The following is a 15,871-nucleotide window of genomic DNA, read 5'->3' as shown; positions in this document are numbered from 1 at the left end:
AAAAGCAGTGAAATCGTCGAAACCTTGCGACGCATTTCCCGTTTCAACCCATTCGTAACCCGCCCCGTGCACAGATGCAGGAAGCTCAACAAGAGATGACGTCCGTGAAAGCAGCGCTTCTGTCCTTTGTCATGTTGTCGGCCATCGTCTTGTGCGGCCTCGGCACCTATGCCGGCGACGCAGCCAACAACCACAACGCCGTCGACGGCTACGGCGTCACCGCCGCGCTTCGCTAAGCGCCCCTCTCGCCTGACACCACCAGGATACGCTTGTCGGCACCCTCGACGACGAGCGCGCTGAGGTTTCCCGTCTGGTAGGCGAGCGTGTCGATATTGACGCGGTTGACCATCACCTGGGCCTCCGGCACCGGCGTGTGGCCATGCACCACGATTTTTGGATGCAGGCCGGAATGATTGTGGAAGACATCGCGGATCCAGATCAGGTCCTGCGTGCTCTGGCTTTCCAGCGCAATGCCTGGCCGGATGCCGGCATGGCAGAAGAAGAAGTCGCCGAAGGTCAGTGAAAACGGCAGCGACTGCAGGAACTCGACATGGCTTTTCGGCACCGCCTCGACAAGTTCTGCATGGCCTTGCCGCAGTGCCGCCTCTGACCTGCCAAACCATGCGCCGCCGCCTTCATTGAGCGCTACGCCATAGGATTGCGCGGTCTGGATGCCGCCATAGCGCATGAAAAGCCCGTCTGCATCGGGGGTTTCGAGGAAGTCGAGGAAGCCGATGTCGTGGTTGCCGGCGAGCATCAGGTGGCGCGGGTCGCGTTTTCGCACTTCGATAAGGAAATCGAGGACGCTCTTGGAGTCCGGGCCGCGATCGACATAGTCGCCGAGATGGATGACACGCCAGTCGGCCGGCCGCGCCTGGCTGATCTCGGCCGCGATCCGGCGGTACATGGCAGCGAGCAGGTCGAGCCGGCCATGCACGTCGCCGACCGCATAGATGCGCATGCCTTCCGGTCCGCGCGCGTCGAGAAAGTGGATGCCGGGGGCAGTCAATGCTTCCATCTCCGTGATCATGCCGTCACGGGAGTCTAACGCCGAAGCTGATCCTTGCCCATGTCGGTCACCAGACGCTTTCCGCACAGTGCCAGCGTTATGTCCATCTCCTTGCGGATGATTTCCAAGGCTTTGGTGACGCCTTCCTTGCCAAGCGCGCCGAGGCCGTAGAGGAAAGGCCGGCCGATATAGGTGCCCTTGGCGCCGAGGCACAGCGCCTTCAGCACGTCCTGGCCCGAGCGGATGCCGCCATCCATATGCACCTCGATCGTGTCGCCGACCGCATCGGCGATCTCTTCCAGCACCGAGATCGACGACGGCGCGCCGTCGAGCTGGCGTCCGCCGTGATTGGAGACGATGATCGCGTCGGCGCCGGTCTTGGCCGCCATCAGCGCGTCCTCCTTGTCGAGGATGCCCTTCAGGATCAGCTTGCCGCCCCAGCGCTCCTTGATCCAGGCGACGTCCTTCCACGACAGATGCGGATCGAATTGCTCCGTCGTCCACGACGACAGCGAGGTGAGGTCGCCGACGCCCTTGGCGTGGCCGACGATGTTGCGAAAAGTCCGGCGCTTGGTGCCGGCCATGCCAAGGCACCAGCCAGGCCTGGTCGCCACCTGCCAGACATGCTTCGGCGTGAAGCGCGGCGGCGCCGACAGCCCGTTGCGGATGTCCTTGTGGCGCTGGCCGAGGATCTGCAGGTCGAGCGTCAGCACCAGCGCCGAGCACTTCGCCGCCTTCGCCCTGTCGATGAGACTGAGGACGAAATCCTTGTCGCGCAGCACATAGAGCTGGAACCAGAACGGCTTCCTGGTCACCGATGCGACATCCTCGATCGAGCAGATGCTCATCGTCGACAGCGTGAACGGCACGCCGAATTCCTCCGCCGCCTGCGCCGCCAGCATCTCGCCGTCGGGGTGCTGCATGCCGGTCATGCCGGTCGGCGCCAGCGCCACCGGCATCGCCACCTTCTCGCCGATCATGGTCGATTCCAGCGAGCGGTTGCTCATGTCGACCAGCACGCGCTGGCGGAACTTGATCTTTTGGAAATCCTCCTCATTGGCCCGGTAGGTGCTTTCGGTCCATCCGCCGGAATCGGCATAGTCGAAGAACATCTTCGGCACGCGGCGGCGCGCCAGGTCCTTGAGATCGGCGATGGTGAGAATCATGCTCATGGGCTTCCCGCTGATGGTTCGCTAATTCGTCGCAATTCTTAGCCGGCTCTCACGAGCGTTTCCTTGCCGGCTCGCCGTCGCCGGCCTCGGAGCGCTGCATCAGCCTCAGCCGCGACACACGTTGCCAGTCGCCGCTGCGCTCGGCCTCGGCCATGGTGCGTTCGACATGGGTGATATGGTCCATCGCCGCCTGCCGTGCGGCCGCCGGATCGCCGGCCTTCACCGCCGCGTAGATCGCCCGGTGCTGCGAAAGCAGCGCCTCGCGCGCGCCCGGCACGTTGAACACCAGGAGCCGGTTCTGGAACACGCCGTCCGACAGCAGCCGATAGCACGAGCGCAGCGTGTGCAGGAGGATGATGTTGTGCGCACATTCGCAGATCGCGTGGTGGAACTCGACGTCGATTTCCGCCTCGTCGTCGAAATTTCCGGTCCGGTGCGCCTCGTCCATGCGCGCCATGATGCGGTCGAGCAGCGCCAAGTCATCTGATGTGGCGCGACGCGCCGCATACTCGGCCGCCACCGCCTCGATCTCGCGGCGGTACTCCAGATAGTCGGTTGCCGCCTTGCGGTGCATCGAGATCAGGTCCGTCACTGGCTTGGTGAACAGCTGGCCGATGACGTCGGCGACATGGGTGCCGCCGCCGGGCCGGGTCGTCAAAAGCCCGCGCCCCTCCAGCGTCTTCAGCGCGTCGCGCAGGATCGGCCGCGACACCTCGAACCGGCGCGCCAGCTCGCGCTCGCCCGGCAGCCTGTCGCCAGTGCGCAGAACGCCTTCGAGGATCAGGCTCTCGATCTGCTGCACCACCTCGTCGGCGGTGCGGGAATGCTCGATCCTGGAGAAAATGTCGCTCAACGGGGATGCCTGGGATTGAACCGGTGTCGCGCAGGATAGAGCCAGTGTCGGCAACTGGTCAAATTATTTATCCAGTTCGCCCGCTTTGCCGGGTCCGACGTCGCCCCGGCATATCGCTTTCGGCTAATTTGTCGTTTGCGTGCCCCGGCAATTGGCTCTAGAGGGACACGGATTGCACTAGGCCCGGGGGACCAGCCGTGGCAGATGACCCATCCAATCCAAAATCTCAGCCGCGAGTCAAAGGCAGCGTCATGGGCTTTCCCGCGCATGAGGGACGGCCTGGCGCGCTTGGCGAGGTTCACGCCCGTCCGCATCCGCTGGTCGAGATACCGCGTGTGCTGGTGCAGCTTTCGTTCATGACCGAAGCCGGGTCCGGCGTCGACCAGGCGGTGCTTTCCGAATTGTCGCGGCGCCTCGGCATCGCTGCGCCTGACCCTCATGCCCGCCACCACGCGATGAAGTGGGGCAAGGGCTCGCTGCGCTGGGAACGGCATACGGAATTCTCCACCTATCTGTGGGAAGGACCGCTCTCCGAGAGCGGCCCGCGCCAGGAAGGTTCGCCTTTCGGCAACGGCTTTTCGCCGCCGGGAACGGTTATTTCCGGCATCAGGCTCGAAATCCGTAAATGGACCCAGGCGAGCGAAAGGCTGATCGCCGGCTTCGACCCGACCAGCCTGTGCTATTCGCTGGTCGAGCGCGGCAACGCCGCCATCGTCACCGATTTCCGCCAGGATGGTGACGGCATGACCCGCATGCTGGTGCTCGATCGCGGCCTGACGCCGGCACGCACCGGCGCGCTGGCGCAGCGGCTGATCGATATCGAAACCTACCGCACGCTGGCCATGCTTGGCCTGCCGCTGGCGCTGATGCTGTCCGGTCGCGCCCGCCGCATCGAAGACCGGCTGGCGCAGACCACGCTGGAAATGAAGGTCGCCGAAACCCGCGACAACCAGACGCTGCTTGCCGACCTGACCGAGCTTGCCGCCGAACTGGAGGCCGATGCAGCCTCCAGCCTCTATCGCTTCGGCGCCAGCCGAGCCTATGACGGCATCGTCCGCGAACGGCTGGAGGCGCTGGAGGAAGAGGCAGTGCCCGGCTACGACACCTGGGGCGGCTTTCTGCAGCGCCGCGTCGCCCCCGCCATGCGCACCTGCCGTTCGGTCGAGGAGCGTCAGGCCAATTTGTCGACCAAGCTCACCCGCGCCACCACGCTGCTGCGCACCTGGGTCGACGTCGAGGTCGAGAAGCAGAACCGCGATCTGCTGGCGTCGATGAACAACCGCGCCCGCCTGCAATTGCGGCTGCAGCAGACGGTGGAAGGGCTCTCGGTCGCGGCCGTCTCCTACTACGTCGTCGGCCTCATCGGATACGTCGCCAAGGGCGCCTCGATCTTCGGCCGTGCCGTCGCGCCCGAGGTCGTCACCGCCGCCTCGGTGCCGCTCGCCATCCTGCTGGTCTGGTGGGGCGTGCGCCGAGTGCGCCGCCTGCACTCCGAACCCGCCAAGCCGGCAGGCGAGTAGGCCAGGCAATCTCCCCCCTTGAGGGGAAGATGGCGCCGAAGGCGACAGAGGGGGGTCGTCTCGCATGGAGCGCCAACCTCGTTTCGCGGCCAAAGCAGGATTTGCAACAAGCGCCTGCCGCTGGTAAAAGATTTTTACCAGTCGATCGAAGGAGACTGTTGATGTCCGGCCTGCTGATGCCGAAGCCAGACGACGCCACGATGCGCCGGCGCGACGAGATCGTCGCCGATATGCGCATCATCGTGCCCGGCGAGGGCGTCGTCGACGCGGCCAATTCGATGCGCGCCTTCGAGAGCGACGGCCTCACCGCCTATCGGCAATTGCCGCTGGTCGTGGTGCTTCCCGAAACGGTGGCGCAGGTTTCGCGCGTGCTGAAATATTGCAACGACCGCAACATCCGCGTCGTGCCGCGCGGTTCCGGCACCTCGCTGTCCGGCGGCGCGCTTCCGCTGGAAGACGCCGTGCTTTTGGTCATGAGCAGGTTCAACCGCATCCTCGAGATCGATTTTCCCAACCGCATCGTCGTCGCCCAGCCGGGCGTCACCAATCTCGGCATCACCACCGCCGTCGAGCAGGAGGGCTTTTATTACGCTCCCGATCCATCCTCCCAGATCGCCTGCTCGATCGGCGGCAACGTCGCGGAGAATTCCGGTGGCGTGCATTGCCTCAAATACGGCCTCACCGCCAACAATGTGCTCGGCATCGAGATGGTGCTGATGAACGGCGAGGTGGTGCGGCTCGGTGGCAAGCATCTCGACGCCGAAGGCTACGACCTGCTCGGGGTGATGACCGGTTCCGAAGGGCTGCTTGGCGTCGTCACCGAGGTCACCGTGCGCATCCTGAAGAAGCCGGAGACGGCGCGCGCGCTGCTGATCGGCTTCCCGACCAGCGAGCAGGGCGGCCAATGCGTCGCCGACATCATCGGCGCCGGCATCATCCCGGGCGGCATGGAGATGATGGACCGCCCGGCGATCCATGCGGCCGAGGATTTCGTCCATGCCGGCTATCCCCTGGATGTCGAGGCGCTGCTGATCGTCGAGCTGGACGGGCCGGGCGTCGAGGTCGATCATTTGATCGGCCTGGTCGAAGCCATCGCCTATAGGAACGGCTCGACCACATGCCGCATCTCGCAATCGGAGCAGGAGCGGCTTAGTTTCTGGGCCGGCCGCAAGGCGGCCTTTCCGGCGGTCGGCCGCGTCTCGCCGGACTATTACTGCATGGACGGCACCATACCGCGCAAGGAACTGCCGCGCGTCTTGCACGGCATGCGTGAACTCTCCGAAAAATACGGGCTCGGCGTCGCCAATGTCTTCCATGCCGGCGACGGCAATCTGCATCCGCTGATCCTCTATGACGCCAACGTGCCGGGCGAGCTCGACAAGGCGGAAAGTTTCGGCGCCGACATTTTGCGGCTCTGCGTCAAGGTCGGCGGCGTGCTGACCGGCGAGCACGGGGTGGGGGTGGAGAAGCGCGACCTGATGCCGGAAATGTTCAACCAGATGGATCTCGACCAGCAGATGCGGGTCAAATGCGCTTTCGACCCCAACCATCTGCTCAATCCAGGCAAGGTGTTTCCGCAGCTGCGCCGCTGCGCCGAGCTCGGACGCATGCACGTGCATCGCGGCCAGACGGCGTTTCCGGACATTCCGAGGTTTTGAGTGCGTATGTTGGCGCTTGAACACCCCCCTCTGTCCTGCCGGACATCTCCCCCTCAAGGGGGGAGATTGGCAGCTTCGGCGCTCCGCCCTTCCTCCAACGCTGGAGATTGGCGAAGCACTACGCGGCATCCGATCTCCCCCCTAGAGGGGGAGATGTCCGGCAGGACAGAGGGGGACGCGAAGGAACGCGGCATGTCTGCATTGGCGACTGGCGCGTCCTCGTCATGACCACCTTGACCCCCGCCACCGCAGCCGAAACTCTCGCCACCGTCCAATGGGCCGCGGCGGAACAATCGCCGCTCGAAATTCTTGGCCATGGCTCGAAGCGCGGCATCGGCCGTCCGCAGCAGACCGAGCACACACTCGACCTGTCGAAACTGTCAGGCGTGACGCTCTACGAGCCGGCCGAACTGGTGCTGTCGGCGAAATCGGGCACGCCGCTGGCCGAGATCGAAAAATTACTCGCCGAAAACGGCCAGCAGCTCGCCTTCGAGCCATTGGACTATGGCCCGCTGCTCGGCGGCGAAAAGGGAAAAGGCACGATCGGCGGCGTACTGGCCGCGAATCTTTGCGGCCCGCGCCGGCTGAAGGCCGGGGCGGCGCGCGATCATATTCTTGGCGTGGCAGCGGTTTCCGGGCGTGGCGAGCCGTTCAAGTCGGGCGGCCGCGTGGTCAAGAACGTCACCGGCTACGACCTCTCCAAGCTCATGGCCAACAGCTGGGGCACGCTTGCCGTCGTTACCGACGTCACTTTCAAGGTGCTGCCCGCTGCCGAGACCGAAGTCACGCTGGCTTTGCGCGGCCTGCTCGACGATCATGCCGCGGCCGCTATGGCGCTGGCGCTCGGCTCGAGCGCCGAAGTGTCGAGTGCTGCCCATCTTCCCGAACGCGTTGCCGCACGGGTCGCCGGCGGCAGTCTCGGCAGCACCGCCGCTACATTGCTGCGCGTCGAGGGGTTTGGGCCGTCGGTCGCCTACCGCATTGCGGCGCTGAAAGACCTGCTCGGAAATGCCGGGCCGCTCGAGGAAATTTCGAGCGAGGTCTCGCATTCCCTCTGGCGCGACATCCGCGATTGCGCGCCGTTTGCCGACGGCCTGGAAAAGCCGGTGTGGCGCGTGTCGATGGCGCCGGCGCAGGGCCACCAGATGGTGCTGGCGCTGCGCATGCAGGCGGCCGTCGATGCCTTCTATGACTGGCAGGGCGGACTGATCTGGCTGCGCATGGAGCATGGCGATCCCGAAGCCGATCTTCTGCGCGCACTGGTGGGGCAGTATGGCGGCGGCCATGCGACGCTGGTACGCGCCGCCCCTTCGCATCGCGCCGCTGTGCCGGTGTTCGAGCCACAGGCGCCGAAAATGGCAGCGTTGTCGGCACGGCTCAAAGCCGAATTCGATCCGAAGGCGATCCTCAACCCCGGCCGCATGGCTTAGGAGGTACGAGATGCAGACCAATTTCTCAGCTGCCCAGCTTGCCGATCCGCATGTCGCGGAATCGGAAAAGATCCTGCGCAAATGCGTGCATTGCGGCTTCTGCACGGCCACCTGTCCGACCTATGTGACGCTTGGCAATGAGCTGGATTCGCCGCGCGGGCGGATCTACCTGATCAAGGACATGCTGGAGAACGGCCGTCCGGCCGACAAGCAGATCGTCACCCATATCGACCGTTGCCTGTCCTGCCTCGCCTGCATGACAACCTGCCCGTCAGGCGTCAACTACATGCATCTGGTCGACCATGCCCGCGCCCATATCGAGGAAACTTACAAGCGGCCGCTGCCCGATCGGCTAACGCGCGCCATGCTGGCCTTGGTCCTGCCTTATCCCTCGCGGTTTCGCGCTGCGCTCAAGCTGGCGAGGCTCGGTCAGCCATTCGCCGGTCTGCTGGAAAAGCTCCCGGCGCTGAAGCCGCTGGGTGCGATGCTCAAGCTCGCCCCGGCGTCGGTTCCGGCGCCCTCGCCAATGGCTTCGCCGGGCATCCATGCCGGGCAGGGCACGAGAAAAAATGGCCGCGTCGCCATCCTCACCGGCTGCGCGCAGTCCGTGCTCGATCCCGCCATCAACGACACGACGATCGCGCTGCTGACGCGGTTGGGCGTCGAGGTCGTGGTTCCCGAGGGCGAGGGCTGCTGCGGCGCGCTGGTCCATCACATGGGCCGCGAGGCGGCAGCCCTTGCCTCGGCCAGGCGCAACGTCGACGCCTGGACGCGCGCCATCGAGCAAGGCGGGCTGGACGCCATCGTCATCACCGCGTCCGGCTGCGGCACCACCATCAAGGACTATGGTTTCATGCTGCGCCTCGATCCCGCCTATGCCGACAAGGCGGCGCGGGTGTCGGCGCTGGCCAAGGACGTCACCGAATATCTGGTGGAACTCGAGCTGCCCGAGCCGGTGCGCCAGCCCGGCACCATCGTCGCCTATCACTCCGCCTGCTCGATGCAGCACGGCCAGAAAATCACCCGCCAGCCGAAGGAGCTTCTGGCAAGGGCCGGTTTCGTTGTGCGCGAGCCGCGCGAGGGGCATCTGTGCTGCGGCTCGGCCGGCACCTACAACATTTTGCAATCGGAGATTTCGGCTCAGCTGCGTGACCGCAAGGTCAGGAACATCGAGGCGACCGGTGCTGCAATCGTCGCCACCGGCAATATCGGCTGCATCACCCAGATCGCCTCGGCGGCGAAGCTGCCGGTGGTGCATACGGTAAAGCTGCTCGACTGGGCTTATGGCGGGCCGCAGCCGGAGGGCGTTCCGGACAGCAGGGCAGCCGTTGCAGCGGAGTGAGACGCTGCCGGCTTATTCCGCCGCCAACTTGTCCGCAGCCCCGTAGGTCGCCTGGTAAAGCGCGCGCTGTCGGCTGAGCGCCACCATCGTGTTGCGCAAAAGGATCGCCACGGTGATCGGGCCGACGCCGCCCGGCACCGGCGTGATCCAGGACGCCACTTCCTTGACGCTCTCGGCGTCGACGTCGCCGACGATGCGGCTCTGCCCGTCCGGTCCGACCTCGGCATTGATCCCGATGTCGATGACGGCTGCACCCGGCTTGACCATGTCGGCCTTGATCAGCCGCGGCCTGCCGACGGCGACGAACAGCGCATCGGCGCGCCGCGCGTGTGCTGCCACCGAACGCGTCATGTGATGGCAGACCGTCACTGTCGCGCCCTCGCTCATCAGCAGGAAGGCGATCGGCTTGCCGACGATCTCGGAGTGACCGACAATGACGACCTCGAGCCCCTTGAGATCGAGACCGGTCTCCTTGAGCAGTTCGACCGAAGCGGCGGCCGTGCACGGCGCGAGGTCGAGCTGGTTGTAGACGATGTTGCCGATCGAGGCTGGATGCATGCCCTCGACGTCCTTGAGCGGATGCACCGCCGCCTGAAGCGTCTTGATCGGGATATGCACCGGCACCGGCCGCTGGATGATGATGCCGGTGACGCGCGGATCGGCATTCAGGCCATGGATCGCCGCTTCGAGTTCGCCGGCGGTAATATCGGCGGCAAACCGCCTTTCCTCGAAGTCGATACCGGCCAATGCCGCCTTGGCGCGCTGGTTGCGCACATAGACATCGACTGCCGCCGTGTCGCCGACGGTGATCGATATCAGTTTGGGCGCAAAACCTTCGGCGGTGGCGATCGCCGCGTCCTCGCGCACCGAGGCGATGATGCGTTGGGCGACCGGACCGCCCCGGAGATAGCGGCTGTCATCGGACAGGGACATTGAGCTAGGCCTTTGTCTGGAAGCGTTGCAGCCGACATAGCAAAATACCGAGGAGAATGGCAGCGAGAATGCGAACCGCCATGCCGCGGGCGCGACGTACCACCCTGCCAAACTATCCTATGGCGTCCCGGAAACAGAAAGGGCAGCGCGGATTGCCGCGCTGCCCTTTCGTGACTGACCGTATCCCCACACGGCCCGTCCCCCGAATTCCGATGATCCAGAGTCTTCTGGACAGACTCCGCAACAAAATCAACCGCAGATTACATCACCACAACCGTCGTGCCAACATCGACCCGCTCATAGAGGTCGACGACGTCCTCGTTGCGCATGCGAATGCAGCCCGACGACACGGCGCCGCCGATCGTCCATGGTTGGTTGGTGCCGTGGATGCGGTAGAGTGTCGAGCCGAGATAAAGCGCGCGCGCACCGAGCGGGTTCTCGACGCCGCCGGCAACATAGGTCGGCAGATAACGGCCTTTGGCTGCCTCACGCGAAATCATCACCGCCGGCGGTCGCCATTCGGGCCAGACCCTCTTCTGCGAGATCTTGTGCTTGCCGGCCCATTCGAAGCCCGGCTTGCCGGTGCCGACGCCATAGCGCCGCGCCTTGCCGTTGTTTTCGACCAGATAGAGGAAATTCTCCCGCGTATCGATAACGATCGTGCCCGGCTTCTCCGGGCCGTCATAGGCGACTTCCTGCGGCAGGTAGATCGGGTTGATCTGCGGGCGCGCGACAATGCGCTTCTTGGACGGCGCCTGCAACGCCGCCGTGTGCAGCTGAGCCGGTTGCGCCTGCCGTTGAGAACGGCGCTGCGGCCTTTGCATCTCTTGCCGGTTCTGGCGGACGATGCCCGGCGCGCGGCCAAGCTGCAGCACCCAGGGCGCCGAAAGGTCGGGACTCACCATCACCGGCGGCCTGTCGGCATAACGGTCGTTGGCGCTGGAGGATGTAGCGGCAGTGGCCAGCACGGCTGCGGCGCCAAGCAGCGGGAACAAAAATGTCTTCATCGGAACGCATCCTGATCGTCGAACATGCCGGGGCGAGAAAAGCGCCCCCGATGTCGCGAACATTGGGCGCGGAGCAGCAACCGAAACATGAATCGGAATGCGTAAAATACCGCATTGTCAGTAAAGCTTTCGGTGTGGTTACCGGCCGGTTCAGGAATCTGGTAAAGCCGCGGTAAAGGCAGCGCTGAGGCGCATTAACCAATGGAATTCCGCCATGGATGAGAAGACAGGCCTGCTCGCCGGACCCGATGGTATCGCGCGCTGCTTCTGGCACGGCAATCTGCCGGATTATTTGCACTACCACGATCACGAATGGGGCCGGCCGGTCGCCGACGACCGCAGGCTGTTCGAAAAGATCTGCCTCGAAGGCTTTCAGTCGGGCCTGTCCTGGCTGACCATATTGCGCAAGCGCGAGAATTTTCGCGAGGCGTTCGCCGGCTTCGATATCGACAAGATCGCCGCCTTCACCGAACAGGATGTCGAGCGCCTGCTCGGCAATGCCGGCATCATTCGCCACCGCGGCAAGATCGTCTCGACCATCAACAACGCCAGGCGCGCGCGTGAACTGGCCGACGAGGCCGGCTCGCTGGCAGCCTGGTTCTGGAAGTTCGAACCCGGCCCGGACGAACGGCCCGAAATCGTCGATCTCGTCCATCTGCGCGCCAACCCGACCACGGCAGTCTCGGTGCGGATTTCGAAGGAGCTGAAGAAGCGCGGCTGGAGCTTTGTCGGCCCGACCACCGTCTACGCCTTCATGCAGGCCATGGGGCTGGTCAACGACCATCTCGAGGGCTGCGTCTGCCGCGAGCAGGTCGAGGCGGAGCGCAAGGCGTTCAAAAGGCCGAAGTAGCTTCCTTCTTGCCTTCTCCCACAAGGGAGAAGGCAAGGGGCGCTCAAAACTCAAACGCCGCCGGCGCCGGCCAGGAAAAGTCCGGCGATGATGGCCGCAAGCGTGGCAAAAGCCGGATATATCACCAGCAGGCTGGTCACTAGCGCGTCGCGCATGGTCGGTCCTTTGCGCTCTTCCGCGGCGACCTCGAATGGTCCCGCCGTTTGGCCTGCCGGTCTCGGCGCATGGCCATCAGCCGCCCGCGAGCGGGCAGCTCGCGGGCGCCGCTGTCGATGATGTCGAATTCCCGTGCCGTGGTCATGGCCCGAACCCCTTGTTTCGGCGCGCTTTATCGGCTGCGATTGTGTCGGCACGATGCCGCGCTTATGGCGGAATTGTTTCGTTGTGGCTCGGTTTGTTTCAGGAAAGGTGCAAACCCTTGCCGCTCCCGGCTGCATCGGTTAGGACACGCGCGCTGTGGAAATTCAATAATTTTGTCGATCCACGGAACGTCACGAAAGATCGAGTATCCAGGCCATGGCCGACAAATCGGAAAAGATGAAAGCGCGGCTGCCGCGTGGGCTTGTCGACCGCGGCGCCGAGGATATCCGTGCCGTCGAGAAGATGATGGCGACGATCCGCTCGGTCTATGAGCTGTACGGCTTCGAGCCGGTCGACCAGCCGCTGATCGAATACACCGATGCGTTGGGCAAGTTCCTGCCCGACCAGGACCGGCCGAACGAAGGTGTTTTCTCCTTCCAGGACGACGACGACCAGTGGCTGTCGCTGCGCTACGACCTGACCGCGCCGATGGCCCGCTTCGTCGCCGAAAACTTTGAACGTCTGCCGAAACCCTATCGCAGCTACCGCTCCGGCTGGGTGTTCCGCAACGAGAAGCCCGGCCCCGGCCGCTTCCGCCAGTTCATGCAGTTCGACGCCGACACGGTCGGCACGCCGGGCGTTGCTGCGGACGCTGAAATGGCGATGATGATGGCCGACGTTATGGAGGCGCTCGGCATCAAGCGCGGCGACTATGTCATCCGGGTCAACAACCGCAAGGTGCTCGACGGCGTGCTCGAGGCGATCGGCCTTGGCGGCGATGAGAATATCGGCCGCCGGCTGTCCGTGCTGCGGGCAATCGACAAGCTGGACAAGTTTGGACCGGAAGGCGTCAAGCTTTTGCTGGGCAAAGGTCGCTGGGACGGCGGTAAAGAGGGCGAGGGGGATTTTACAAAGGGCGCTGGGCTAGACGAAGTTCAAGCAGCGTTCGTTGTCGCCGTCGTTCTTCACAACCAACACGTCGAGGCTGGGCTCAAAAACGATGTAGGTAAATGGAACAGGGCCCTTGGGGCCAACCCCACCGCCGAAGCAGGATTTGCTGAACTCAAAGAGATTGAAACGCTTGTCCTAGCTGCAGGCTATGGTCCGGACCGCATCCGCATCGACCCTTCCGTCGTCCGCGGCCTCGAATATTACACCGGCCCGGTCTACGAAGCCGAACTGCTGGCCGAAATTCCCAACGAAGAGGGAAAAATCGTGCGCTTCGGCTCGGTCGGCGGTGGCGGGCGCTATGACGGGCTGGTCTCGCGCTTTCGTGGCGAGCCGGTGCCGGCGACGGGTTTTTCCATCGGCGTCTCCAGGCTGATGACGGCGCTGAAGAACCTCGGCAAGCTCGATACATCAGAGGTGATCGCGCCGGTCGTCGTGCTCACCATGGACAAGGACACGGAAAGCCTCGGCCGCTACCAAAAGATGGTGGCCGAGCTGCGTGCCGCCGGTATCCGCTCGGAAATGTATCTCGGCGGCGCCGGCATGAAGGCGCAGCTCAAATATGCCGACCGCCGCGGCAGCCCGGTCGCCATCATCCAGGGCGGCGACGAACGGGCGAAGGGCGAGGTGCAGATCAAGGATTTAATCGAGGGCGCCCGGATGTCGGGGGAGATTGTGGACAACGCCGAATGGCGCGCGGCGCGGCCGGCTCAGGTGACGGTGGCGGAAAGCGATCTGGTTGGCGAGGTGAGGAAGATGCTGGCGGCGCAGGCGGAGGAGCGGGCGCGTGGCAAGTAGAGCGCCAGCCTTGCCTTCTCCCCTTGTGGGAGAAGGTGGCCGAGCGAAGCTCGGTCGGATGAGGGGTGTTCCAGGGAACGCCAACGCCTCATTTCTTCCAGCACCCCTCATCCGTCTTGGCGCTGCGCGCCAATCCACCTTCTCCCACAAGGGGAGAAGGCAAGGTGGCGTCTTATGACGTCCCGCTACCCCGCCATCGCATCAGACATCACAAAGCTCTTCGCCGCGCGCAACACGCATGCGGTCGAGGTGGCGGTGCTGCAGCCGGCCGACCCGTTCCTCGATATGGCCGGCGAGGATTTGCGCCGGCGTATTTTCCTCACCGAAAGCGAGACCGGACAGACGCTTTGCCTGCGGCCGGAATTCACCATCCCGGTCTGCCTCGACCACATTGCCAGCCAGGCCGGCACGCCGCGCCGCTATTCCTATCTCGGCGAGGTGTTTCGCCAACGCCGCGAGGGGGGAAACGAGTTTTTCCAGGCCGGCATCGAGGATCTCGGCGACGGCGATACGCCGCAAGCCGATGCCCGATCGCTGGCCGATGCGCATGCGCTGCTTTCGCTGGTGCTGCCGGGCCAGGAACTAACGATCACGCTCGGCGACCAGACTGTTTTCGAGGCGGTGCTCGCCGCACTCGGCCTGCCGCGCGGCTGGCGCATGCGGCTGGCCCGCGCCTTCGGTTCGGCGGCGATGCTGGAGGCAGCGCTTGCCGACCTCGCCAACCCGCCGCGCAATGGCCAACTCGCCGGCGCGGTCGCAGCCCTTGTCCTCGACGGCGATCTGGACGGGCTTTCGTCGCACATCGCCGGCGGCATGGAGCAAGCGGGCCTGTCGGCGTCGGCCGGCCGGTCGCCGACCGAGATTGCGCGGCGCTTGATCGAAAAGGCCGAGCTGCGCAGCGTGCGGCTGTCGAACGAGGCGTTTTCGGCGCTGAAGACTTTTTTGGCGATCGATGTGGTGCTCGACGGCGCGGCGAAAGCGCTCGAAACCTTCGCAGCCGGCGCCGGCCTTTCGCTGGGCGCGGCGCTGGACAATTTCTCCGCGCGCGCCAAGGCGATCGAAGCGCTTGGCCTGCCCTTGGCAAAAATCCGCTACGACGCCGCCTTTGGCCGTCCGCTCGACTACTACACCGGCCTGGTCTTCGAGATCGCGGCGCAAAACAGCGACCGGCCGCTGGTCGGCGGCGGACGCTATGACCGCTTGCTGACGTTGCTCGGCGCGAAAACGCCGATCCCCGGCGTCGGCTTTTCCGTCTGGCTCGATCGCATCGAAGCGTTGCGGGAGAAGGCGCCATGATCACGCTGGCGATCCCGTCGAAGGGCCGGCTCAAGCAGCAGGCGCTGGACGTGCTGGCCAAAGCCGGGCTTGCCGTCAGCCTGCCCGGCGACGAGCGCAAATACCGCGCCCAAATCGAAGGCGTGGAAGCGGTCGAGGTGGCGTTCCTGTCGGCCTCAGAGATCGCAGGCGAAATCGGCCAGGGCTCGGTCGACCTCGGCATCACCGGCGAGGATCTGATGCGCGAAAGCCTCGCCGACTGGGAGGCGCGCGCGGAGATCGTCGCCCGCCTCGGTTTCGGCAATGCCGACGTCGTGGTGGCGGTGCCCGATATCTGGCTCGACGTCGATACGATGGCCGACCTCGACGATGTCGCCGCCGATTTCCGCCAGCGCCACGGCAGGCGGCTCAGGATCGCCACCAAATACTGGCGGCTGACGCAGCAGTTCTTTTCGCAAAAGCACGGCATCCAGGTCTATCGCATCGTCGAGAGCCTGGGCGCCACCGAAGGTGCGCCGGCGGCGGGATTGGCCGATGTCGTCGTCGACATCACCACGTCAGGCTCGACGCTGCGCGCCAATCATCTGAAGGTTTTGGCAGACGGCGTCATCCTGCGCTCGCAAGCCTGCCTGGTCGCATCGCGCAAGCCGCGCGCGACGGCCGACGAGGCTGTTCTGCGCGATATCGCGGCGAAGATGAGCGCTCTCCCTCCCCCTTGAGGGGAGGGTGCCTCGCGGAGCGAGGCGGGTGGGGTCGTCTCACGTCGAGCACTGCCG

General features: G+C 64.8%; 14 protein-coding genes. 9 read left to right on the top strand and 5 right to left on the bottom strand.

Going from position 1 to position 15,871, the window contains the following annotated elements; genetic code table 11:
• Positions 1-95: 95 nt before the first annotated feature.
• Positions 96-236, top strand: a complete 141-nt coding sequence (locus tag JG739_RS27745) for a hypothetical protein (RefSeq protein ID WP_167378775.1) — start codon at positions 96-98, stop codon at positions 234-236.
• On the opposite strand, the gene JG739_RS27740 is transcribed toward JG739_RS27745, so the two are convergent.
• Genes JG739_RS27740 through JG739_RS27730 form a run of 3 tightly spaced genes read right to left on the bottom strand, consistent with a single transcriptional unit; the run spans position 233 to position 3,034 of the window.
• Positions 233-1,009, bottom strand: a complete 777-nt coding sequence (locus JG739_RS27740; RefSeq protein WP_202367672.1) for a metallophosphoesterase — start codon at positions 1,007-1,009, stop codon at positions 233-235. The genes JG739_RS27745 and JG739_RS27740 overlap by 4 nt on opposite strands.
• A gap of 35 nt (positions 1,010-1,044) precedes the next feature.
• Positions 1,045-2,181, bottom strand: a complete 1,137-nt coding sequence (locus JG739_RS27735; RefSeq protein ID WP_202364304.1) for an alpha-hydroxy acid oxidase — start codon at positions 2,179-2,181, stop codon at positions 1,045-1,047.
• Between the two features lie 49 nt (positions 2,182-2,230).
• The gene (locus tag JG739_RS27730) at positions 2,231-3,034 is read right to left on the bottom strand and encodes a FadR/GntR family transcriptional regulator (RefSeq protein WP_202364303.1); all 804 of its coding nucleotides are present in this window, start codon (positions 3,032-3,034) and stop codon (positions 2,231-2,233) included.
• Between the two features lie 197 nt (positions 3,035-3,231).
• Between JG739_RS27730 and JG739_RS27725 the strand changes: the two genes are divergently transcribed.
• The 4 genes from JG739_RS27725 (at position 3,232) to glcF (ending at position 8,984) form a co-directional block, all read left to right on the top strand.
• The gene (locus JG739_RS27725) at positions 3,232-4,554 is read left to right on the top strand and encodes a DUF3422 family protein (protein ID WP_202364302.1); all 1,323 of its coding nucleotides are present in this window, start codon (positions 3,232-3,234) and stop codon (positions 4,552-4,554) included.
• 161 nt (positions 4,555-4,715) lie between these two features.
• Positions 4,716-6,212: an FAD-linked oxidase C-terminal domain-containing protein gene (locus JG739_RS27720; RefSeq protein ID WP_202364301.1), complete on the top strand. Its 1,497-nt coding sequence runs from the start codon at positions 4,716-4,718 to the stop codon at positions 6,210-6,212.
• 224 nt (positions 6,213-6,436) lie between these two features.
• Positions 6,437-7,642 (top strand): FAD-binding protein, encoded by a 1,206-nt coding sequence (locus JG739_RS27715; RefSeq protein WP_202364300.1) that lies wholly within the window; start codon positions 6,437-6,439, stop codon positions 7,640-7,642.
• 10 nt (positions 7,643-7,652) lie between these two features.
• Positions 7,653-8,984, top strand: a complete 1,332-nt coding sequence (gene glcF / locus JG739_RS27710; RefSeq protein ID WP_202364299.1) for a glycolate oxidase subunit GlcF — start codon at positions 7,653-7,655, stop codon at positions 8,982-8,984.
• Between the two features lie 12 nt (positions 8,985-8,996).
• Here the strand turns inward: glcF and JG739_RS27705 are convergent, their stop codons facing one another.
• Entirely contained in the window at positions 8,997-9,917 is a 921-nt protein-coding gene (locus JG739_RS27705) for a bifunctional 5,10-methylenetetrahydrofolate dehydrogenase/5,10-methenyltetrahydrofolate cyclohydrolase (protein WP_202364298.1), read from the bottom strand.
• 260 nt (positions 9,918-10,177) lie between these two features.
• The gene (locus JG739_RS27700; RefSeq protein ID WP_202364297.1) at positions 10,178-10,924 is read right to left on the bottom strand and encodes a L,D-transpeptidase; all 747 of its coding nucleotides are present in this window, start codon (positions 10,922-10,924) and stop codon (positions 10,178-10,180) included.
• A 214-nt stretch (positions 10,925-11,138) separates the two neighbouring features.
• Between JG739_RS27700 and JG739_RS27695 the strand changes: the two genes are divergently transcribed.
• The 4 genes from JG739_RS27695 to hisG all read left to right on the top strand — a co-directional run bounded on the left by JG739_RS27695 (position 11,139) and on the right by hisG (position 15,814).
• Complete coding sequence (locus JG739_RS27695; RefSeq protein WP_202364296.1) at positions 11,139-11,774, top strand: DNA-3-methyladenine glycosylase I; 636 nt, start codon at positions 11,139-11,141, stop codon at positions 11,772-11,774.
• A 516-nt stretch (positions 11,775-12,290) separates the two neighbouring features.
• Complete coding sequence (hisS, locus tag JG739_RS27685) at positions 12,291-13,820, top strand: histidine--tRNA ligase (protein WP_202364295.1); 1,530 nt, start codon at positions 12,291-12,293, stop codon at positions 13,818-13,820.
• Positions 13,821-13,994: 174 nt separating this feature from the next.
• Positions 13,995-15,116, top strand: a complete 1,122-nt coding sequence (locus JG739_RS27680; RefSeq protein ID WP_202364294.1) for an ATP phosphoribosyltransferase regulatory subunit — start codon at positions 13,995-13,997, stop codon at positions 15,114-15,116.
• Entirely contained in the window at positions 15,113-15,814 is a 702-nt protein-coding gene (gene hisG / locus JG739_RS27675; protein WP_202364293.1) for an ATP phosphoribosyltransferase, read from the top strand. Before JG739_RS27680 ends, hisG begins: the two co-directional genes overlap by 4 nt.
• Positions 15,815-15,871: the final 57 nt, after the last annotated feature.

It is taken from the genome of Mesorhizobium sp. L-2-11 (assembly GCF_016756595.1).
GTDB lineage: Bacteria > Pseudomonadota > Alphaproteobacteria > Rhizobiales > Rhizobiaceae > Mesorhizobium.
This window is presented reverse-complemented; position numbering and strand designations above follow the sequence as displayed.

Bases quoted from the DNA above. Each gene is read 5' to 3' on its own strand.
- JG739_RS27720 (WP_202364301.1), top strand. From the start codon at position 4,716: ATGTCCGGCCTGCTGATGCCGAAGCCAGACGACGCCACGATGCGCCGG.
- JG739_RS27745 (WP_167378775.1), top strand. From the start codon at position 96: ATGACGTCCGTGAAAGCAGCGCTTCTGTCCTTTGTCATGTTGTCGGCC.
- JG739_RS27715 (WP_202364300.1), top strand. From the start codon at position 6,437: ATGACCACCTTGACCCCCGCCACCGCAGCCGAAACTCTCGCCACCGTC.
- JG739_RS27705 (WP_202364298.1), bottom strand. From the start codon at position 9,917: ATGTCCCTGTCCGATGACAGCCGCTATCTCCGGGGCGGTCCGGTCGCC.
- JG739_RS27735 (WP_202364304.1), bottom strand. From the start codon at position 2,181: ATGAGCATGATTCTCACCATCGCCGATCTCAAGGACCTGGCGCGCCGC.
- hisS (WP_202364295.1), top strand. From the start codon at position 12,291: ATGGCCGACAAATCGGAAAAGATGAAAGCGCGGCTGCCGCGTGGGCTT.
- JG739_RS27680 (WP_202364294.1), top strand. From the start codon at position 13,995: ATGACGTCCCGCTACCCCGCCATCGCATCAGACATCACAAAGCTCTTC.
- hisG (WP_202364293.1), top strand. From the start codon at position 15,113: ATGATCACGCTGGCGATCCCGTCGAAGGGCCGGCTCAAGCAGCAGGCG.
- glcF (WP_202364299.1), top strand. From the start codon at position 7,653: ATGCAGACCAATTTCTCAGCTGCCCAGCTTGCCGATCCGCATGTCGCG.
- JG739_RS27700 (WP_202364297.1), bottom strand. From the start codon at position 10,924: ATGAAGACATTTTTGTTCCCGCTGCTTGGCGCCGCAGCCGTGCTGGCC.
- JG739_RS27695 (WP_202364296.1), top strand. From the start codon at position 11,139: ATGGATGAGAAGACAGGCCTGCTCGCCGGACCCGATGGTATCGCGCGC.